The sequence below is a fragment of the Streptomyces sp. NPDC023481 genome (assembly GCF_055560195.1).
Genome location: NZ_JBVHJE010000002.1, coordinates 622,316 through 642,597 on the forward strand (window position 1 = coordinate 622,316; position 20,282 = coordinate 642,597).

The 20,282-nt window shown below is 73.9% G+C and carries 17 protein-coding genes; 2 read left to right on the plus strand and 15 right to left on the minus strand.

Annotated features, from left to right (window positions below; genetic code table 11):
• Positions 1–53 precede the first annotated feature (53 nt).
• From ACZ3ZD_RS07095 to hrcA, 12 genes are all read right to left on the minus strand, one after another.
• Positions 54–1,343 (minus strand): glucarate dehydratase family protein, encoded by a 1,290-nt coding sequence (locus ACZ3ZD_RS07095; protein WP_467394394.1) that lies wholly within the window; start codon positions 1,341–1,343, stop codon positions 54–56.
• Entirely contained in the window at positions 1,340–2,296 is a 957-nt protein-coding gene (locus ACZ3ZD_RS07100) for a 5-dehydro-4-deoxyglucarate dehydratase (RefSeq protein WP_467394396.1), read from the minus strand. Before ACZ3ZD_RS07100 ends, ACZ3ZD_RS07095 begins: the two co-directional genes overlap by 4 nt.
• A 105-nt stretch (positions 2,297–2,401) precedes the next feature.
• Positions 2,402–3,406 carry an adenosine deaminase gene (locus ACZ3ZD_RS07105; protein ID WP_467394398.1) on the minus strand — a complete coding sequence of 335 codons (1,005 nt, stop codon included), beginning with the start codon at positions 3,404–3,406 and terminating at the stop codon, positions 2,402–2,404.
• Between the two features lie 20 nt (positions 3,407–3,426).
• The gene (locus tag ACZ3ZD_RS07110) at positions 3,427–4,332 is read right to left on the minus strand and encodes a ribonuclease Z (protein WP_467394400.1); all 906 of its coding nucleotides are present in this window, start codon (positions 4,330–4,332) and stop codon (positions 3,427–3,429) included.
• A 6-nt stretch (positions 4,333–4,338) separates the two neighbouring features.
• A complete protein-coding gene (locus tag ACZ3ZD_RS07115) occupies positions 4,339–4,692 on the minus strand; it encodes a histidine triad nucleotide-binding protein (protein ID WP_467394402.1) in 354 nt (117 codons plus the stop codon).
• Positions 4,693–4,789: 97 nt separating this feature from the next.
• Positions 4,790–8,008, minus strand: coding sequence for a S41 family peptidase (locus ACZ3ZD_RS07120; protein ID WP_467394404.1), 3,219 nt, complete (start codon positions 8,006–8,008; stop codon positions 4,790–4,792).
• 47 nt (positions 8,009–8,055) lie between these two features.
• Positions 8,056–8,592 carry a hypothetical protein gene (locus tag ACZ3ZD_RS07125; protein ID WP_467394406.1) on the minus strand — a complete coding sequence of 179 codons (537 nt, stop codon included), beginning with the start codon at positions 8,590–8,592 and terminating at the stop codon, positions 8,056–8,058.
• Between the two features lie 69 nt (positions 8,593–8,661).
• Positions 8,662–9,054 carry a VOC family protein gene (locus ACZ3ZD_RS07130; protein ID WP_467394407.1) on the minus strand — a complete coding sequence of 131 codons (393 nt, stop codon included), beginning with the start codon at positions 9,052–9,054 and terminating at the stop codon, positions 8,662–8,664.
• Positions 9,055–9,070: 16 nt separating this feature from the next.
• Entirely contained in the window at positions 9,071–9,817 is a 747-nt protein-coding gene (locus ACZ3ZD_RS07135; protein WP_467394409.1) for a 16S rRNA (uracil(1498)-N(3))-methyltransferase, read from the minus strand.
• The gene (locus ACZ3ZD_RS07140; protein WP_467394411.1) at positions 9,814–10,944 is read right to left on the minus strand and encodes a nitronate monooxygenase; all 1,131 of its coding nucleotides are present in this window, start codon (positions 10,942–10,944) and stop codon (positions 9,814–9,816) included. The genes ACZ3ZD_RS07135 and ACZ3ZD_RS07140 overlap by 4 nt, the downstream gene beginning before the upstream one ends.
• 99 nt (positions 10,945–11,043) lie before the next feature.
• Positions 11,044–12,180 carry a molecular chaperone DnaJ gene (gene dnaJ, locus ACZ3ZD_RS07145; RefSeq protein ID WP_030344981.1) on the minus strand — a complete coding sequence of 379 codons (1,137 nt, stop codon included), beginning with the start codon at positions 12,178–12,180 and terminating at the stop codon, positions 11,044–11,046.
• Positions 12,181–13,197, minus strand: coding sequence for a heat-inducible transcriptional repressor HrcA (gene hrcA / locus ACZ3ZD_RS07150; RefSeq protein ID WP_467394414.1), 1,017 nt, complete (start codon positions 13,195–13,197; stop codon positions 12,181–12,183).
• Between the two features lie 163 nt (positions 13,198–13,360).
• On the opposite strand from hrcA, the gene ACZ3ZD_RS07155 reads away from it, so the two are divergent.
• Both ACZ3ZD_RS07155 and ACZ3ZD_RS07160 read left to right on the plus strand, forming a co-directional pair.
• Positions 13,361–14,083 carry an MBL fold metallo-hydrolase gene (locus ACZ3ZD_RS07155; protein WP_467394416.1) on the plus strand — a complete coding sequence of 241 codons (723 nt, stop codon included), beginning with the start codon at positions 13,361–13,363 and terminating at the stop codon, positions 14,081–14,083.
• A 68-nt stretch (positions 14,084–14,151) separates the two neighbouring features.
• Positions 14,152–14,967, plus strand: a complete 816-nt coding sequence (locus tag ACZ3ZD_RS07160; RefSeq protein WP_467394418.1) for a DUF3097 domain-containing protein — start codon at positions 14,152–14,154, stop codon at positions 14,965–14,967.
• A 101-nt stretch (positions 14,968–15,068) separates the two neighbouring features.
• Here the strand turns inward: ACZ3ZD_RS07160 and hemW are convergent, their stop codons facing one another.
• The 3 genes from hemW to ACZ3ZD_RS07175 form a co-directional block, all read right to left on the minus strand.
• On the minus strand, positions 15,069–16,301 hold the full coding sequence (gene hemW / locus ACZ3ZD_RS07165; RefSeq protein WP_467394420.1) for a radical SAM family heme chaperone HemW: 1,233 nt from the start codon (positions 16,299–16,301) through the stop codon (positions 15,069–15,071).
• 55 nt (positions 16,302–16,356) lie between these two features.
• A complete protein-coding gene (locus ACZ3ZD_RS07170; RefSeq protein ID WP_467394563.1) occupies positions 16,357–18,177 on the minus strand; it encodes a SpoIIE family protein phosphatase in 1,821 nt (606 codons plus the stop codon).
• Positions 18,178–18,292: 115 nt separating this feature from the next.
• The gene (locus tag ACZ3ZD_RS07175) at positions 18,293–20,167 is read right to left on the minus strand and encodes an AMP-dependent synthetase/ligase (RefSeq protein ID WP_467394422.1); all 1,875 of its coding nucleotides are present in this window, start codon (positions 20,165–20,167) and stop codon (positions 18,293–18,295) included.
• Positions 20,168–20,282: the final 115 nt, after the last annotated feature.

Consider the following 20,282-nt stretch of genomic DNA (forward strand, 5'->3'; position numbering starts at 1 on the left):
CGGTTCTGGCCAGTGTGCACCAGGCCGCGCACCGGTATCCCGTGCGGCGCCGGTCACCAGCGGGGCATCACCGGTGTCCGCCAGTCCGGTTCGGCCGCGCGCATGGCCGCCGCGTCGTCGCGGTCGCGCAGCGAGCCGTCGTCCTCGGCCCACCGCCGGTGCAGCCGGGCCAGTTCACCGCGGTCCAGCTCGACGCCGAGGCCGGGCGCGTCGGACACGGCGACCCGGCCGCCCCGGAAGACGAGCCGCTCGGTGAGGACGTCCTCGGACTGCCAGGGGTAGTGGGAGTCGCAGGCGTGGTGCAGCTCCGGGACCGTGGCCGCGACCTGGGTCATCGCGGCGAGGCTGATGCCGAGATGGGTGTTGGAGTGCATGGACACCCCGACTCCGAAGGCGGCGCAGATCGCGGCGAGGTGGCGGGTGTTGCGCAGCCCGCCCCAGTAGTGGTGGTCGGAGAGGACGACCTGGACGGCGTCCTTCGTGAACGCCTCCCTGATCTCGCCGAAGGTGGTCACGCACATGTTGGTGGCCAGGGGGACGTCGGTCCCGGCGGCGACCTCCGCCATGGCGGGCGTGCCGAGCGTGGGGTCCTCCAGGTACTCCAGGACGTCGCCGAGTTCCTCCGCGACCTTCAGCGAGGTCGGCACCGACCAGGCGCCGTTGGGGTCGAGCCGCAGCGGGTGGCCGGGGAAGGCCTCGGCGAGGGCGCGGACGGCGGCGATCTCCTCGTCGGGCGGGAAGACCCCGCCCTTGAGCTTGAACGAGCCGAATCCGTGCAGTTCCCGGAGCCGGCGGGCCTGTGCCACCACGCCGGCCGGCTCGAGCGCGGCGCCCCACGGGTCGGGCTCGGCCCGGACGCCCGCCGGGTGCCGGTCCCACTTGTAGAAGAGGTAGGCGCTGTACTCGACGGCGTCGCGCACCCTGCCGCCGAGCAGCGCGTGCACGGGCAGCCCGAGCACCCTGCCCTGGGCGTCGAGGCAGGCGACCTCGAAGGCGGACAGCACGGACAGCCGCAGTTTGTCGGCGCTCTGCACCCCGCGCAGCCCGCCGGCGTCCACCTCCCCCTGGACCCGGGAGGCGTCGACGCCGAGGTCGAGGGCGAACAGGGCGTTCACATCCATGACCGAGCGTCCGGTGAGCCACTCGGCCAGCGGCCGGGCCAGCTCCAGGTACCTGGTGTCGCCGTAGGTCTCGCCGAGCCCGGAGACCCCGTCGGCGGTGACGATCTCCACGATCAGCCGGGGGGTGTACGGCTGGTGCACGCCCTGGGTGTTGAGCAGCGGCGGGTCGGCGACCAGGATCGGGGTCAGCCGCACCTCGGCGATGGTCAGGTCACGGGTCACAGGGAGGCTCCTACGAGGTCGAGTCCGGCGGTGAGGAGGGCCTTCAGGTCGGCGAGGTCGGCGGGAGAGGGGTCGGTGAGCGGGGCGCGCACGGGCCCGACGGGCCGGCCGCGCAGCCGGGCCGCCGCCTTCACCAGGGAGACGGCGTAGCCGGGTACGCGGTCGCGGAGTTCGACGAAGGGGACGTAGAAGGCGCGCAGCAGGGTGTCGACGGTGGCGTGGTCGCCGCCCTGGAGCGCGGCGAAGAAGGCGCCGGCGATCTCGGGGGCGAAGGCGTGCACGGCGGAGGAGTAGGCGGGGACGCCGACGGTGGCGTAGGCGCGGGCCTGGATCTCGGCGGTGGCGGCGCCGTTGAAGAAGAGGAAGCCCTCGGGGGCGGCGAGGGTGAGGCGCTGGAGCCGGTCGAGGTCGCCGTGGCCGTCCTTGAGCCCGACGAGGTGCGGGATGCGCGCGATGCGCCGCAGGGTGCCGGCGGTGTAGGCGACCTGGCCCCGCTGGTAGGCGATCAGCGGCAGCCGGGTGCGGGCGGCGAGCTGTTCCAGCTGGGCGGCGAGGCCGTCCTGCGGGGCCTCGGTCAGGTAGTGCGGCAGGACGAGCAGGGCGTCGGCGCCGGCGTCCTCGGCGATCCGCGCGAAGCGGGCGGCCTGCGCCCAGCCGTATCCGGTGCCGGCGACGACGGGCACCCGGCCGGCCGCCTCCTCGACGGCGATGGTGACGACCGTGCGGTACTCGTCCTCGTCCAGCGAGAAGAACTCGCCGGTGCCGCAGGCCGGGAAGACGGCGCCGGGCGCGGCGGCGAGACGGCCGGCGATGTGGGCGCGGGTGCCGTCGGGGTCGAGGGTGCCGTCGTCGTGGAAGGCGGTGAGCGGGAAGGAGAGCACGCCCCGCGCCATCCCCTCCCGCAGCCGCCGCGCCACACCCTGCGGAGCCGGGTCGCCGCCCACCCTGACCATCTCCTCTTGTGAATCACGTCTACATATGAGAATCGAGGCTAGAGGCGTGGGCGGGCGACGTCAATGGCCGCCCCGTCCGCGGGGCCGCGTCCTGCCGTAGCGGCGTTACGACACCCCCGGCCCGAACTCGTACGCCTCGACCTCGGCCAGGTAACGGGCCCTCAGCTCCTCGTCGTCCTCCAGGAAGGAGGCGAGGAAGGAGTTGCGGGCCAGCTCGCGCAGCCGGTCCTCGCCGAGGCCCAGCGTCGCGCGCACCGCGTCGAAGTTGTCGCCCACGTACCCGCCGAAGTACGCCGGGTCGTCGGAGTTGACCGTGCACAGCAGGCCGGCGTCGAGCATGGCGGGCAGGGGGTGGTCGGCGAGGGTGTCGACGGTCCGCAGCCGTACGTTGGACAGCGGGCACAGGGTCAGCGGGATCCGCTCCCGGACCAGCCGCTCCACCAGCGCGGGGTCCTCCATGCAGCGCAGGCCGTGGTCGACGCGCTCCACGCCGAGCACGTCCAGCGCCTCGGTGATGTACTCCGGCGGGCCCTCCTCACCGGCGTGCGCGACCCGGCGCAGCCCGAGCGCGGCGGCGGCCTCGTACACCTCCCGGAACTTCACCGGCGGGTGCCCGACCTCGGCGGAGTCCAGGCCGACACCGGTGATCCGGTCCAGGTACGGCTCCGCCATCTCCAGGGTCAGCCGGGCCGAGTCGGCGGACTCGTCCCGCAGGAAGCACATGATGAGCCGGGTGGAGACGCCGTGGTTCGCCTCGGAGCGGCCCAGCGCCCGCCACAGCCCCTCCACGATCACGCCCATGGGCACACCCCGGGACAGGTGCGCCTGCGGGTCGAAGAAGATCTCCGCGTGCCGGACGCCCTGTGCGGCGGCCCGGGCGAGGTAGGCGTCGGCCAGGTCGGCGAAGTCCTGCTCGGTGCGCAGGACGGTCATCAGCTCGTAGTACAGATCCAGGAAGGACTGGAGGTCCTGGAAACGGTAGGCCTCGCGGAGGGCGTCGGTGTCCGCGCAGGGAAGGGTCACACCGTTGCGGGCGGCCAGCTCGAAAGCCAGCTCGGGTTCCAGGGTGCCTTCGATGTGGAGGTGCAGTTCTGCTTTCGGGAGGGGCATCGAAGAATGGTACGGGTGCTTTACCGCCGTTTCGGAACCGGCACCCGCAGCAGGTCGTACGCCACGGTCAGCTCGCCCTCGAACCCGGCCGCCCGCGCCTGCCGCTCGAACTCCTCGGGTTCGGTGTAGCGCTGGCTGAAGTGGGTGAGGACCAGGTGCCGCACACCGGCGTCCCGGGCCGCGGCGGCTGCCTGACCGGCCGTCAGGTGGCCGTGCTCCTCGGCGAGTTCGATGTCCTCGTCGAGGAACGTGGACTCGATGACGAGCAGGTCGCACCCCTCCGCGAGCGCGTGCACGCCGTCGCAGAGCCGGGTGTCCATGACGAACGCGAACCGCTGTCCGCGCCGCACCTCGCTGACGTCCTCCAGGGTCACGTTCCCGAGCCGGCCCTCGCGCTGGAGACGGCCCACGTCCGGGCCGGTGACTCCGTGCGCGGCGAGCCGGTCGGGCAGCATGCGGCGGCCGTCGGGTTCGGTCAGCCGGTAGCCGTAGGACTCGACGGGGTGCGAGAGCCGGCGGGCTTCGAGGGTGTACGACCGGGTCACCGCGAGGACGCCGTCGGCGGCGACCGGGGCCTCGGTGAGGCCGACCGTCTCCCGGTAGGCGGTCGCGTAGCGCAGGCGGTCGAAGAAGCGCCGCCCGGAACGCGGGTAGTGCGCGGTGACCTCGTGCGGCACCCGGTCCAGGTTGATCCGCTGGATGACACCGGCGAGGCCGAGGCTGTGGTCGCCGTGGAAGTGCGTGACGCAGATCCGGTTCAGGTCGTGGGCGGCGACCCCGGCGCGCAGCATCTGCCGCTGCGTGCCCTCGCCGGGGTCGAACAGGATGCCCTCGCCGTCCCACCTCAGCAGGTAGCCGTTGTGGTTGCGATGCCGGGTCGGGACCTGGCTGGCGGTGCCGAGGACCACCAGTTCACGGACGGACACGGTGACTCACCCGGGGGGCCACTGGAGGTCACGACCACCGATGACGTGGGCGTGGGCGTGCCAGACGGTCTGGCCGGCGCCGCCGCCCGTGTTGAAGACGAGGCGGTAGCTGTCGAGCTTCTCCTCGTCGGCGACGGCCTTCGTCTCGGCGAGCACGTCCGCCGCGATCCGCGGGGCGCCCGCGGCGAGTTCGGCCGCGTTCTCGTAGTGGGCCCTGGGGATCACCAGGACGTGGGTCGGGGCCTGGGGGTTTATGTCCCGGAAGGCCACGGTGGTCTCGGTCTCGCGGACGATCGTCGCCGGGATCTCACCCTTGACGATCTTGCAGAACAGGCAGTCGTCCTGCGGTTCTCCGGCCATACGCTGCACTCGCTTTCACCGATGATCAATACGGTTCGCATGGTAGTCGCTCGGCCGCGGCTGGGTCCGCGGCCCGTCACGCCGTTCCCCGCACCCCTTACGCGGGCAGGCCCGGCGGGGTTTTCGCGGGGCTGGTCTCCAGCGCCTCCAGGGCGATCCGGACGGCCGCGTCCAGCTGGGCGTCGCGGCCCTCCGCCCAGTCCCGGGGGGTCTGTACGACCTCCACGTCGGGGTCCACCCCGTGGTTCTCCACGTCCCAGCCGACGCCCTCCAGCCACATCGCGTACTTCGGCTGGGTGACCAGGGTGCCGTCGACCAGGTGGTAGCGGCTGTCGATGCCGATGACACCGCCCCAGGTGCGGGTGCCGACGACCGGGCCGATGCGGAGGGCCTTGATGGCCGCGTTGACGATGTCGCCGTCGGATCCGGAGAACTCGTTGGCGACGGCGACGACCGGACCGCGCGGCGCGTCGAGGGGGTAGCTGGTGGGGCGCATGCCGCGCGGGAGGTCCCAGCCGATGATCCGGCGGGCCAGCTTCTCGATCACGAGCTGGGAGGTGTGGCCGCCTCGGTTCTCCCGGACGTCGACCACGAGACCCTCCCGGGCCACCTCGACGCGCAGGTCGCGGTGGATCTGGGCCCAGCCGGGTGCCTGCATGTCGGGGACGTGGAGGTAGCCGAGCCGGCCGGCGGAGGCCGCGTGGACGTGGGCGCGGCGGTCCGCGACCCAGGCGTGGTAGCGCAGGGGCTCCTCGTCGGCGAGCGGGACGACGACGGTGTGCCGGGGTTCGCCGCCGGCGGCCGGGGAGACGGTCAGCTCGACGGGGTGGCCCGCGGTGCCGACGAGCAGCGGGCCGGGGCCGGTCACCGGGTCGACGGGGTGGCCGGCGACCGCGATGATCGCGTCCCCGGGGCGGACCGCGACCCCCGGCGCGGCGAGCGGGGAGCGGGCGTCGGGGTCGGAGGTCTCCGAGGGGAGGATCCGGTCGATGCGCCAACTGCCGTCCGGGTGGCGGGAGATGTCGGCGCCGAGCAGGCCCTGGCGGGGGCCGCCGGAGCCGCCGCGCGGGATGACGTAGGCGTGCGAGGTGCCGAGTTCGCCGTGCAGTTCCCACAGCACGTCGACCAGGTCGCTGTGGGTGGCGAGCCGGGCGAGCAGCGGGCGGTAGCGGTCGAGGACGCCGGTCCAGTCGGTGCCGCCGAGGTCGGGGCGCCAGAAGTGGTCGCGCATGAGCCGGCCGGTCTCGTCGTACATCTGCCGCCACTCGGCGGCCGGGTCGACGGTCTGCCGGACGCGGGCGAGGTCGACGGTGACGCTGGTGTCGCCGTCGTCGTCGGTGCCGGTGCGGCGGTCGCTCGGGACGACCCGCAGCCGGCCGTCGCTCCACAGCAGGACGCGTCTGCCGTCGCCGCTGACCTCGAAGTGGTCGGCGGCGGCGAGGTGTTCCAGGCGGCGCTGGGCCAGGTCGTAGCGCTCCAGCTCGCTGTGCGGGTGGGGGTCGTCGGGGTGGGCGCGGGAGGCGCCGAGGACGCCCTCGACGGGGTGGCGCAGCCAGAGGACGCCGTCCTTGGCGGCCCGCAGGGTGGTGTAGCGGCCGGCCTCCACCGGGAAGGGCACGATCCGGTCGGCGAGTCCTTCGAGGTCGATCCGGGTGGCCGGGGTGCCCTCGCTGTCGGGGGTCTCGTCCTTGTCGGGGGCCTCGAAGGGGCGGCCGTGGCGCTGCGGGCCGAACGGCGAGGGGGTGGTGGCGGCCAGGGTGATCAGGTGCGGGCGGGCGCCGGCCACGAACGCGAGGTCGAAGACGTGCTCGTCGTAGACCGGGTCGAAGGCGCGGTGGGAGAGGAACGCGAGGTGCTTGCCGTCGAGGGTGAAGGCGGGCGCGTAGTCCTGGAAGCGCAGCGGGGTCGCCTCGGTGACCGAGAGGTCGGTGGTGTGGGCGATGCGCAGCTGCGAGAGCGGGCGGGGGCCGGGGTGGGCCCAGGCGAGCCAGGCGGAGTCGGGTGAGAAGGCGAGGCCGGAGACCTCGCCGTCGTCGCCGCGGTCGACCTCGCGGACCTCGCCGGTCTCGCGTTCGACCAGCAGCAGCCTGCCGTCGTGCGTGGCCACGGCGGCCCGGCCGCCGTCGGGGGCCATGGCCAGCTCCAGGACCCGGCCCAGCTGTCCCGCGGCGAGCCGGCGCGGTGGGGCGCCGGGCACGGTGCCGGTGGCGGGCGCGAACTCCAGGGCGTCCTCGCCCTCGGCGTCCGTGACCCACACCGCCCACTCCTCACCGTCGGCGCGGAAGGCGCGCGGCATCCGGGCGCGGACGCCGGGGGCGGCGGCCAGGGCACGGGCGGGGCCGGAGCGGTGGGTGACCCAGTGGATGCCGCCGCGCACGCAGACGGCGCTGCCGCGCGCGGTGTGGTCGGGGGAGGCCGCGTCGAACCAGCGGGCGGCGTTCACCGGGCGGGCCCGCAGATCGGTCCGCGGCCCGCCGAGCCGTACGTCCAGCCGGCGCGGCTCGGCGCCCTCCAGGTCGTCCAGCAGCCACAGTTCACCGCCCGAGGCGTGGACGACCCGGGTGCCGTCGCCGGAGGCGTGCCGGGCGTAGAAGCGGCCGAGCGGGCTGTGCCGGCGCAGGTCGGAGCCGTCGGCGAGGGAGGAGTACAGGGCGCCGGTGCCCTCGTGGTCGGAGAGGAACGCGATCCGGTCCCCCGCCCACACCGGGCACTCGATGTTGCCGTCGACGTCGTCGTGCAGCCGCACGAACCCGCCGTCGCCGTCGCGGTCGATCCACAACCTGCCCGCCGTGCCGCCCCGGTAGCGTTTCCAGTGGGCGGCCTCGCGGCCCATCGGCGCGGACAGCAGCACGGTGGCCGGGCCGGGCGCCACGTCGCCGACCGGGCCGTACGGCAGGGTCTCGGCCGGTCCGCCGTCCAGCGGGACGGCGTGCGCCCAGCTCTGCCGGAAGCTGGGCCGGCCCTGCGCGCCGAGCGCGAGCACCCGTCCGTCCGGGGTCCAACCGAGCACCTCGGTACGGCGGTTGCCCCAGTACGTCAGCCGCCGGGCGGGGCCCCCGTCGACCGGGGCGACATGCACCTCGGGGGCGCCGTCCCGGGTGGAGGTCCAGGCGAGGTGTCGTCCGTCCGGCGATATCCGGGGCCGGGTCACCGGCGTGTTGTCGGCGCTGACCCGCCAGGCCCGGCCGCCGTCCAGCGGGGCGAGCCACACGTCGTCCTCGGCGACGAAGGCCACCAAGTCGCCGTGCAGATGGGGGAATCGGAGGTAGGCGGACGTTCCGGTTTCCGTGGTTCCCGTCGAAGCACCCTGAGTCACGCCGTCACTCTACGCAGCGACCGGCGTGCCCCGCTCCCGGTTTGGGATCACTTGCCCTGCACGGGCCGGACGGTCCGCGTCACGGTCACGGTCACGGTGACGCCCGGCTTCGGCTGCCCGGCGGTCGGCAGCCGGTACGACGGCCGGTACGTCGGCCCGCGCGTGGCCGAGCAGTCGCCGAGCCCGTCGACGCGGAACACCCGCCGGCCGCCGACCTCCGCCGTCAGGTCACCGCGCACGCAGGCGCCGTCGACGGCCTTGGTCACCCGCCCGGTGACGACGATCTTCCGTCCGTCGTCCGTCTCGCCCCGGCAGTCGACGGAGACGACGGTGCTCCGGGACGGCGCGGGCGAGCCCGCGCGCGTGGCGTCGCGGCCGTCACCGCCGGTGCAGGAGAGCCAGTCGACGTGCACGTGCCGGTGCTCCAGCGCGGCGGTCGCGGTCCGGTCGGTGGTGTACGCGACGCTCGCCGACCCGAGTCCCCCTCCGGGCCGGCAGGCCGCGAGGGCCCCGCCGGCCACCGCGACCGATCCCGTGAGGGCGACCAGCCGCGCCCACCGCCGTGTCCGCCTCGAAGCCCCCATACCGGGCAGCGTGCCACCGGCCCCCCTCGCGGGGAAGCCCGGTTACGGCCACTCACCCGTTCGGCGGCATCAGCCGCGCAGCAGCAGCCACTCCTGGAGTTCGACCAGGTTGCCCTCGGGGTCCTTGAGGTGGGCCACCCGCATCCGGTCGGTCATGGGGGCCGGGCCGTGCAGCAGGACCGCGCCCCGGCCGGTGATCTCGGCGCAGTAGGCGTCGAGGTCGTCGACGCGCAGGACGACCAGGGAGCGGTGGCCGGTGGCGGTGTCGCCGAGTTCGTCCAGGACCTCGGCCATCATCGCCCGGTCCTGCAGCGCGATCCCGGCGGAACCGGTGTGCGGGCTGAACTTCTCGTACGGTCCCCCGCTCGCCCCGGACTGCGGCTTGAGGCCGAGGACGTCGGCGTAGAAGCGGTAGCAGGCGGCGAAGTCGGTGACGAGCAGCCGTACTTGGGCGAGTTCCACGGTGTCCCCCGGGGAGTCAGGACCAGCGGCCGGTACGGCCCAGCAGCAGGGCCGCGGCGGCGGTGCCGGCGGTGGATGTGCGCAACACGGTGGGCCCGAGGACGTACGTCCCGGCGCCGGCCTGCTCGAACAGCGCCAACTCGTCCCGGGAGACGCCTCCTTCGGGGCCGACGACGAGCACGATCTCGCCCTCGGCGGGCAGTCCGGCGGTGGCCAGCGGCTCGCTGCCGTGCTCGAAGTCGGAGTGCAGCACGGCGGCGAAGTCCGCCTCGGCGAGGAGCGCGGCCACCTGCTTGGTGGTCGCCGCGTCGGCGACCTCGGGGAAGCGGACCCGGCGGGACTGCTTGCCGGCCTCGCGGGCGGTGGACCGCCACTTGCCGAGGGCCTTCAGCCCGCGGTCGCCCTTCCACTGGGTGATGCACCGGGCGGCCTGCCAGGGCACGATCGCGTCGACGCCGACCTCGGTCATGGTCTCGACGGCGAGTTCGCCCCGGTCGCCCTTGGGAAGGGCCTGGACGACGGTGATGCGCGGGCTGGGCGCCGGCTCCTCGCGGATCCCGCTCATGTGGACGATGAGCCGGTCCTTGCCCTCGCTGCCGATCACCTCGCACACCGCGTAGCGTCCGGAGCCGTCGGTGAGGACGACCTCCTCGCCGGGCTGGAGCCGCTTCACGGAGACGGCGTGACGGCCCTCGGGGCCGTCCAGGACGTACCGGTGGCCGTCCGGGTCGAAACGGTCGACGACGAAGACGGGCGCGGTCATCGCGGGTCACCTCCGGGCCACGGCAGGTCCGACAACGCTGTCCGGGCCGCGGCGAGTTCGGCCGCCAGCACCTCCACCAGCCGCCCGGCGGGCAGCTCCCGGGCCATCCGGTGGCCCTGCCCCGCCCACAGCGCCATGCCCTGCGCGTCCCCGGCCTTGGCGGCGGCCTTGCGCAGCGGCGCGGTGAGGTGGTGGACCTCCGGGTAGGCGGCGGGGGCGTACGGGCCGTGTTCGCGCAGGAAGCGGTTGACCAGGCCGCGGGCCGGGCGGCCGGAGAAGGCGCGGGTCAACTCGGTGCGCGTGAACAGGGGGTTGGTCAGCGCCTGCTTGTGCAGGGCGTGCGCGCCGGACTCGGGGGTGGCGAGGAAGGCGGTGCCCAGCTGGGCGGCGCTCGCGCCCGCCGCGAGGACGGCGGCGATCTGGCCGCCGCGCATGATGCCGCCGGCGGCGACCACGGGGATGCGGACGGCCTCCCGGATCTGCGCGACCAGCGACAGCAGTCCGATGCCGGAGCCGTCGTTCTCCGGGAGGTCCCGGTGGGTGCCCTGGTGTCCGCCGGCCTCCACGCCCTGGGCGATCACCGCGTCCGCGCCGGCCCGCTCGACCGCGCGGGCCTCCTCGGCGGTGGTGGCGGTGACCAGGGTGAAGGTCCCGGCCCGGCGCAGCCTGTCGAACACCTCGGGGGCGGGCACCCCGAAGTGGAAGGAGACCACCGGCACCGGGTTGTCGAGGAGGACGGCGAGCTTGGCGTCGTAGCCGTCGTCCCGGCCGCTGTCCGGGTCGCCCAGCTCGGTCTCGTACCAGGAGGCCTCGCCGGCCAGTTGGTGCGCGTACACCTCCACCGCGCCGGAGGGGGGCGCGGCGCAGGCCGCTCCGGTGGAGCCGGTGCTCGCGCCGGGGTGCTCCGGCTGCGGCATGAACACGTTCACCCCGAAGGGCCGGCCGGTCAGTCCGCGCAGCTGCTTGATCTCCTGGTACATGCCGTCGGCGGTCTTGTACCCGGCGGCGAGGAACCCGAGGCCCCCGGCCTCGGAGACGGCGGCGGCGAGCTGCGGGACGGAGACACCGCCCGCCATGGGGGCCTGCACGATCGGGTGAGGGAAGAGATCGGTCAGCGCGGAGGACATGACGGCATGGTGTCACGTCCCCCGGACAAGTCCGAATCCGGGCGCCGCCCGGCATAGGCCCCCGGCATACCGGGGTCCTGGGCCCGCGCGCGCCCGGTGTCAGCGCCCGTTGAAGGCGTCCTTCAGCCGCGAGAACAGGCCCTGCTGGCCCGGCTGGAACTGGCCCTGCGGGCGCTCCTCGCCGCGGAGCTTGGCCAGCTCGCGCAGCAGTCGCTCCTGCTCGGGGTCCAGCTTGGTCGGCGTGGTCACCTCGACGTGCACGATCAGGTCGCCCCGGCCGCCGCCGCGCAGATGCGTGACGCCCCGGTTGTGCAGCGGGATCGACTGGCCGGACTGGGTGCCGGGCCGGATGTCGACCTCCTCCATGCCGTCCAGCGTCTCCAGCGGCACCTTCGTGCCGAGGGCCGCCGCCGTCATCGGGATCGTCACCGTGCAGTGCAGGTCGTCGCCGCGCCGCTGGAACATCGGGTGCGGCAGCTCGTGGATCTCGACGTACAGGTCGCCGGCCGGACCGCCGCCGGGGCCGACCTCGCCCTCGCCGGCGAGCTGGATCCGGGTGCCGTTGTCCACACCGGCCGGGATCTTCACGGTGAGCGTGCGCCGCGAGCGGACCCGGCCGTCGCCGGCGCACTCCGGGCACGGCGTCGGCACGACCGTGCCGAAGCCCTGGCACTGCGGGCAGGGGCGCGAGGTCATGACCTGGCCCAGGAAGGACCGGGTGACCTGGGAGACCTCGCCGCGGCCGCGGCACATGTCACACGTTTGCGCGGACGTGCCGGGCGCCGCGCCCTCGCCGTTGCAGGTGTTGCAGACGACCGCGGTGTCGACCTGGATGTCCTTGGTCGTCCCGAAGGCCGCCTCGTCCAGCTCGATCTCGATGCGGATCATCGCGTCCTGGCCGCGCCGGGTGCGCGAGCGCGGCCCGCGCTGCGACGCCGTACCGAAGAACGCGTCCATGATGTCGGAGAAGTTGCCGAAGCCGCCGGCGCCGAAACCGCCCGCGCCCGCGCCGCCCGACTGGGACAGCGGGTCGCCGCCGAGGTCGTAGACCTGCTTCTTCTGCGGGTCCGACAGCACCTCGTAAGCGGCGTTGATCTCCTTGAACCGCTCCTGGGTCTTCGGATCGGGGTTGACGTCCGGGTGCAGCTCGCGCGCGAGCCGACGGAACGCCTTCTTGATCTCATCCTGCGACGCGTCGCGGCGCACGCCGAGAACGGCGTAGTAGTCCGTGGCCACTTACGACTCCGCCAGGATCTGTCCGACGTACCGTGCCACTGCGCGTACCGCTCCCATCGTTCCCGGGTAGTCCATGCGGGTCGGTCCGACCACGCCGAGCTTGGCAACCGCCTCGCCGCCCGAACCGTAGCCGACCGACACGACGGAGGTGGAGTTGAGTCCCTCGTGGGCGTTCTCGTGGCCGATGCGCACGGTCACGCCCGGGTCCTTCGCCTCGCCGAGGAGCTTGAGGAGCACGACCTGCTCCTCCAGGGCCTCCAGGACGGGCCGGATCGTGAGGGGGAAGTCGTGCCCGAAGCGGGTGAGATTGGCCGTACCGCCGATCATCAGCCGCTCCTCGTTCTCCTCCACCAGTGTCTCCAGCAGAGTGGAGAGCACCGTGGAGACCGTACCGCGGTCCTCCGGGTCGAAGGCGTCCGGGAGGTCCTCGACCAGCTTGGGCACATCGGCGAACCGGCGGCCCGCGACCCGGCTGTTCAGCCGCGCCCGCAGATCCGCCAGCGAGGACTCGCCGAACGGCGCCGGGCAGTCGACCATCCGCTGCTCGACCCGGCCGGTGTCCGTGATCAGCACGAGCATCACCCGCGCGGGGGCCAGCGAGAGCAGCTCCACGTGCCGGACCGTGGACCGGGTCAGCGACGGGTACTGCACCACGGCGACCTGCCGGGTCAGCTGCGCGAGCAGCCGTACCGTGCGGGCCACGACGTCGTCGAGGTCGACGGCGCCCTCCAGGAAGTTCTGGATGGCCCTCCGCTCGGGCGCGGTCATCGGCTTCACGCCCGCGAGCTTGTCGACGAACAGCCGGTAGCCCTTGTCGGTGGGGATCCGCCCGGCGCTGGTGTGCGGCTGGGCGATGTACCCCTCGTCCTCCAGGGCCGCCATGTCGTTGCGGACGGTCGCCGGGGAGACCCCGAGGTTGTGCCGCTCGGTCAGGGCCTTCGACCCGACCGGCTCCTCGGTGCCGACATAGTCCTGGACGATGGCGCGCAGCACCTGAAGCCTGCGTTCACTCAGCATCCGCGCGCACCTCCAGCATGTCGTCCCCATCGTCCCTTCGGGTGATCGGCCTGGCACTCTTCGCATGGGAGTGCCAACGTTCCCCGGCCCAGTGTACGGCTGTCGGGTGCACACTGGGCAAGGTCGGGCCGCCGCACCGGGTCGTACCGCTAGCGTCGCCGGTATGAGCGTGACTTGGGAAGAGCCGGGGTGGGAACGGCTGACCGCGGGGGTGGGGCGGTGCCGGCTGCCCGGCTGGGACTGCACGGCGGGGCTGGTCGTCGGGGAGGGCACGGCGCTCCTCGTGGACGCCGGGTCGAGCCTGGCGGAGGGGGCCCGGCTGCGCGCGCGGGCCGAACGGGCGGCGGGCGGCCGTGTGACCCATCTCGCGCTCACCCACCCCCATTTCGACCACGTGTTCGGCGCGGCCGCGTTCGCCGGGGCGGAGGTGTACGGGGCGGTCGGCCTGGACGCGGCGCTGGCGTACGAGCGCGAGGAGCTGCGCCTGGACGCGGTCAGGAACGGGCTGCCGGTGGCGGACGCGGACGAGGCGGTGGACGCGCTGGTGGCGCCCGGCCACCTGGTGTCCGGCGAGTGGACCCTCGACCTCGGCGGCGGCCGGCAGGCGCTGCTGGCCAACGTGGGCCCCGGCCACACCGCGTACGACCTCGCGGTCCTGGTGCCGGGGGATCCGGAGGTGGTCTTCTGCGGCGACCTGGTGGAGGAGTCCGGCGAGCCCCAGGCGGGCGCGGACGCGGTCCCGGCCCGCTGGCCGGACGCCCTCGACCGGCTGCTGGCCCTGGGCGGCGAGGACGCGCTGTACGTGCCCGGGCACGGAGCGGTGGTGGACGCGGGGTTCGTACGGCGCCAACGGGACGCCCTCGCACGGCGGTTCGGCGTGAGCTGAGCGGCTCTTCCCGGCCGGTCCCGGCGTGTCGGACGCCTCGGCGCGCGGCTTCTCCTATCGTCATCCGAATGCGCCAGTACTCCGCCGACCTGACCCCGCCGTGGAAGAAGCCGAAGCCGGTGCCCGAGGTCCCGGCCGATCCCGGCCTGGTGGTGGAGGAGCCCGGCACCGGGTTCTGCGGGGCGGTGATCCGCTGCGAGGCCGGCACGGTGACGCTGGAGGACCGCTTCGGCAAGCACCGGGTGTTCCCGCTGGAGCCGCGGGGCTTCCTGCTGGAGGGGCGGGTGGTGACCCTGGTCCGGCCGTCCGCGACGGCCCCGGTACGGCCCACCCGTACGGCCTCCGGTTCGGTCGCCGTCCCCCAGGCACGCGCGCGCGTGGCCCGCGCCGGCCGGATCTACGTGGAGGGACGGCACGACGCCGAGCTGGTCGAGAAGGTGTGGGGTGACGACCTGCGCGTCGAGGGCGTGGTCGTGGAGTACCTGGAGGGCGTGGACGACCTGCCGTCGATCGTGTCCTCCTTCGCGCCGGGCCCGGACGCGCGGCTGGGCGTGCTCGTGGACCACCTGGTGCCGGGCACGAAGGAGTGGCGGATCGCGCAGTCGGTGACCAGCGAGCACGCGCTGGTGGTCGGCCACCCGTACATCGACGTCTGGGAGGCGGTGAAGCCGGCCGCACTGGGCATCGAGGCGTGGCCGCGCGTCCCCCACGGGCAGGACTGGAAGACCGGGGTGTGCCGGGCACTGGGCTGGCCGTCGGAGAACACCGGCGCGGTGTGGCAGGCGATCCTGAAGCGCGTGCACTCCTACAAGGACCTGGAGCCGGAGCTGCTGGGCCGCGTGGAGGAACTGATCGACTTCGTCACGGGGAGCGGTGGGGCCTGACGCCGGGGAAGGTCCCGCCCGCCTGGAGGGAGCCCTCGACCACGGGGTCCCGGCCGGGGACCGGACCGGCGTTCCGGAGCGGGATTCACCCACCCGGGTGATCAGTCCACCAGGTCCCTGACCACCGCGTCCGCCAGCAGCCGGCCCCGCAGCGTGAGCACCGCCCGCCCCTGCCCGTACGGTCCCTCCTGGAGCAGCCCCTCCCCCAGCGCCCGACGCGAAGCCGCAAGCCCCCGCTCCTTCAGGAGCGACAGCGGCACCCCCTCGCGCAGCCGCAGCTCCAGCAGGATCCGTTCCACCCGACGGTCCTCGTCGGACAGCAGTTCACGCCCGGCCCCCGGCGAACGGCCGGAGGCCAGCGCCGCCGCGTACGCCCCCGGATGCTTGACGTTCCACCACCGCACCCCGCCCACGTGCGAGTGCGCCCCGGGGCCGGCGCCCCACCAGTCGGCGCCGCGCCAGTACAGCTCGTTGTGCAGGCAGCGGCCCGCCTCGGAGGTGGCCCAGTTGGAGACCTCGTACCAGTCGAAGCCCGCCGCGCCCAGCGTCTCCTCGGCGATCAGGTAGCGGTCGGCGTGGACGTCGTCGTCGGTCATCGGGACCTCGCCCCGGCGGATCCGGCGGGCCAGCTGCGTGCCCTCCTCGACGATCAGCGCGTACGCGCTGACGTGGTCCGGCCCCGCCCCGATCGCCGCGTCCAGCGAGGCCCGCCAGTCGTCGTCGCTCTCGCCCGGGGTGCCGTAGATCAGGTCCAGGTTCACGTGCGCGAATCCCGCCGCCCGCGCCTCCGCCACGCACGCCTCGGGGCGGCCCGGCGTGTGCGTCCGGTCGAGGACGCGCAGCACGTGCTGCCGCGCGCTCTGCATACCGAAGCTGATCCGGTTGAAGCCGCCCTCCCGGAGGGTGGCGAGGTAGGCCGGGTCGACGGACTCCGGGTTCGCCTCCGTGGTGATCTCGGCGTCCTCCGCCAGGCCGAACTCGTCCCTGATCGCCCCCAGCATCCGTACGAGATCGTCCGCGGCCAGCAGCGTCGGCGTACCGCCCCCGACGAACACCGTGCGGACCGGGCGCGGGTCGTCGCCGAGCACCTTCCGGGCGAGGCGGACCTCGTCCGTCAGCGTGTCCGCGTAGTTGTCGCGGGAGGCCAGGACGCCCCCCGTGCCGCGCAGCTCGGTCGCGGTGTAGGTGTTGAAGTCGCAGTACCCGCAGCGGGTCGCGCAGTACGGGACGTGCAGGTAGAAGCCGAGGGGGCGCTCGGCGGCCCCGGCGAGCGCGGACGCGGGCAGCGCGCCGTCGGCGGGGACGGGCTCGCCGTCGGGGAGTGCGGAAGGCATGTACTCCATTGTCCCGTACGACGGCGGTCACTCCGCCTGCCCCGTACGACGGCGGTCACTCCGCCTGGAGCACCAGCAGCGCCAGGTCGTCCTCCGGCAGGCCCCCGCCGAAGTCGTGCACCAGGCGGCGGATCCTTTCCGCGATCAGCTCGGCGCTCAGCCCGACGCATCCGGACAGGGCGCGGGCGAGCCCGTCGCCGTCGTCGAACTGGCGGGAGCCGGAGCGCCGCTCGGTGACCCCGTCGGTGACGCACAGCAGGCTGTCGCCGGGCCGCAGGTCGAGGGTCTCGCTGGTGTAGGTCTCGTCCTCGACCACGCCCAGCAGGGTCTGCGGGCGGGCCGCGGTGCGCACGGTGCCGTCGGGGCCGAGGACGAGCGGCAGCGGGTGGCCGGCGGAGGCCAGCGTGCAGCGGACCCCGCCGTCGTACGGCCTCAGCTCGCCGTAGAGGAGGGAGAGGAACCGGGTCTGCGGGCCGTCCCCGGCGGCCATCGGCCGGCCGCCGGCGACCAGGGCGCGGGCGGCGGCGTCGGCGGCCTCGGTGGCGTCGTCCAGCAGGAGCTGGTTGAGGCGGTCCAGGACGTCGGCGACCCGGTAGCCCTCACGGGCCAGGAGGCGCAGCCAGGGACGGGCCAGGCCGATCACCACGGCGGCCTCAGGGCCCTTGCCCTGGACGTCGCCGACGGCGAAGCACCAGCGGCCGTCGCCCGCCGGGAACAGGTCGTAGAAGTCGCCGCTCGGGCCGCCCTTGTCGCAGGGCTCGTAGACGAGTGCGCTGCGCACGCCGGGGATCTCGGCGACCGCGCCGGGCAGCAGGCCGCGCTGCAGGACGGCGCTGATGGTGGCCTGGCGGGCGTACTGGCGGGCCGCTCCGATGGCGAGGGCGACCCGCCGGCCGAGGTCCTCCACCAGCCCGGTGACCTCGTCGGGGAAGCCGCTGATCCCGCACCGGCCGATGACCAGCGTGCCGAGCGGACGGCCGCCCGCGATCAGCCGGTACGACAGCGCCGTCCCGTGGGCGCCCTGCGGGCCGAGGGCGTGGCCGGGCCAGGGGTAGGGCTCGGGGCCGGAGCGCGGTCCGTCCGGCGGGCACGGCGGCTCCTTCTCCAGCGCGCACCGCAGTTCCTCCGTCCGGGCCTCACTGGCGTGCCAGACCCGGGCGGGCGCGCCGCCGGCGCCGCCGCGTACGGTCGCCTCGTCCTCCAGCCAGACCGCGCACCAGTCGGCGAGCCGGGGCACGATCAGCTGGCCGGTGAGCGCGGCGACCAGGTTCTCGTCCAGCTGTCCGGCGAGCAGGTCGGAGGCCTCGGCGAGGAAGGACAGGGCGCCCCGGCCGAGCCAGTCCCGGTCGCCCTCGGCGCGCTGCGGCTGCGGGGCGAGGTGCTCGGCGATCCCCAGGGCGGGCTCGGGGCCGGGGCCGTCCAGGGCCTCGCTGCCGCCGGGGGGCAGCCGCGCCCAGACGGTCTTGGTGCCGGCACGGTAGGTGACGCCCCAGGACTCGGCGAGCGTGGCGACCAGGCGCAGACCGCGCCCGTACTCGGGCGTGTCGTACGTCCCCTCGCCGGCCGTGGCGTCTCGCGGGGCCCGGGAGGGGTGCTGGTCGTGCACCTCGACCACGAACGCGCCGGTCTGCTCCAGCCGCCACTCGACGCGCACATCCGTACCGGCGTGCACGACGGCGTTGGTGACCAGCTCGCTGACGACGGCCATGGCGTCGTCGGCGAGCCGGGCGGGGACCCCGGGCGCCTCGGCCAGCGCGGCCCGCACCAGCGCGCGGGCCGAACCCGGGGCGAGGGGACTGCCGGGCAGCGTGGCCCACCCCCGCGGTTCACCGGGGTGGGTGCCGCCGCTCTCCCGCTGCGTCGGTATGGCCGCCATGTCCATGCGGCCAGGGTGACAGACCGCAGGCGACTACCAGCGTTGAGTTACCGAAGTGACCAGAAGAGGCAACCTTTCGGGCAGGGGCGAGCAGGAAGTGAGGTTTTTCCCGGGCCTACTTCTCCCTGGTCCCCGCGTACATCTCGTCGATGAGGTGCCGGTACTCCCGCTCGACGACGGGACGCTTCAGCTTCAGGCTCGGCGTGATCTCGCCGTGCTCCACGTCGAGGTCCCGCGGCAGCAGCCGGAACTTCTTGATCGTCTGCCACTTCTGCAGCCCGGCGTTGAGCTCCCGCACGTACCCGTCGACCATCTCGACCGTCTGCGGCGCGGCGACGACCTCGGCGTACGACTTCCCCTCCAGCCCGTTCTCCTTCGCCCAGTCGAGGATGGTCGGCTCGTCCAGGGCGATGAGGGCGGTGCAGTAGTTCCGGTCGGCGCCGTGCACCAGGATGTTGGAGACGTACGGGCACACCGCCTTGAACTGGCCCTCCACCTCGGCCGGGGCGACGTACTTGCCGCCGGAGGTCTTGATGAGGTCCTTCTTGCGGTCGGTGATGCGCAGGTAGCCGTCGGGCGACAGCTCGCCGATGTCGCCGGTGTGGAACCAGCCGTCGGACTCCAGCACCTCCGCGGTCTTCTCGGGCTGCTGGTGGTAGCCCTCCATGACGCCGGGGCCGCGCAGCAGGATCTCGCCGTCGTCGGCGATGCGGACCTCGGTGCCGGGCAGCGGCTTGCCGACCGTGCCGGTGCGGTAGGCCTCGCCGGGGTTGACGAAGGAGGCCGCGGAGGTCTCGGTGAGGCCGTAGCCCTCCAGGATGTGGATGCCGGCGCCGGCGAAGAAGTAGCCGATCTCCGGGGCGAGCGCGGAGGCGCCGGAGACGCAGGCGCGCAGCCGGCCGCCGAAGGCGTCCCGGAGCTTGCCGTAGACGAGGGTGTCGGCGACCTTGTGCCGGGTGGCGAGCCCGAACGGCACGGAGGCGGTGCCGGTGCGCCGGAAGTTGTCCTGGCTCGCCTTGGCGTACTCGCGGGCGACCTCGGCGGCCCACTGGAAGATCCTGTACTTCGCCGCGCCGCCTTCGCGGGCCTTGGCGGCGACGCCGTTGTAGACCTTCTCGAAGATGCGCGGGACGGCCGCCATGTACGTCGGCCGGACCACCGGCAGGTTCTCGATGATCTTGTCGACCCGGCCGTCCACGGCGGTGACGTGCCCGACCTCGATCTGCCCGGAGGTGAGCACCTTGCCGAAGACGTGCGCCAGCGGCAGCCACAGGTACTGCACGTCCTCGGTGCTGATCAGGCCGGTCGAGGCGATAGCCCTCGCCATGTAGGCCCAGTTGTCGTGCGGCAGGCGCACGCCCTTGGGGCGGCCGGTGGTGCCGGAGGTGTAGATGAGGGTGGCGAGCTGGTCCCGGGTGATCGCGCCGACCCGCTCCTTGATCAGCTGCGGGTGCCGCTCCAGGTAGGCGGCGCCGCGCTCCTCCAGCTCGGCGAGGGTGAGCACCCAGTCGCCGCTCTCGACGCCGGCCGGGTCGATGACCACGACCTTGGTCAGCGCGGGCAGCTCGGCACGCTTCTCCACGGCCTTGGCGAGCTGGGCCGCGTCCTCGGCGATCAGCACCCGGCTCTCGGAGTCGGAGAGGATGTACGCCGACTCGTCCGCGTTGGTCTGCGGGTAGACGGTCGTGGTGGCGCCGCCCGCGCACATGATGCCGAGGTCGGCGAGGATCCACTCCACCCGGGTGGAGGAGGCGAGCGCCACCCGCTGCTCGGGCTGGACGCCCAGCTCGATGAGTCCGGCCGCGATCGCGTACACCCGCTCGGCCGCCTGGCCCCAGGTGAGCGACCTCCAGTCGTCAGGGCCCTGCCCCGAGGCCGGCGGCACGGGGTGGCGGTAGGCCTCGGCGTCCGGTGTGGCCGCCACGCGCTCCAGGAAGAGGGCGGCCACGGACGGCGGACGGTTCTCGATCAGGGTCTGTGTGTCGCTCACGACATCCTCCGGGGGCCCGCGACGGTGCGGATGACTCGGTGCGGCTGGGTTCACTCACGGTGGGGACTCAGGCAGTTGTTTAACTCGCGAGTAACTAACGAGCAGGGATCAGGGT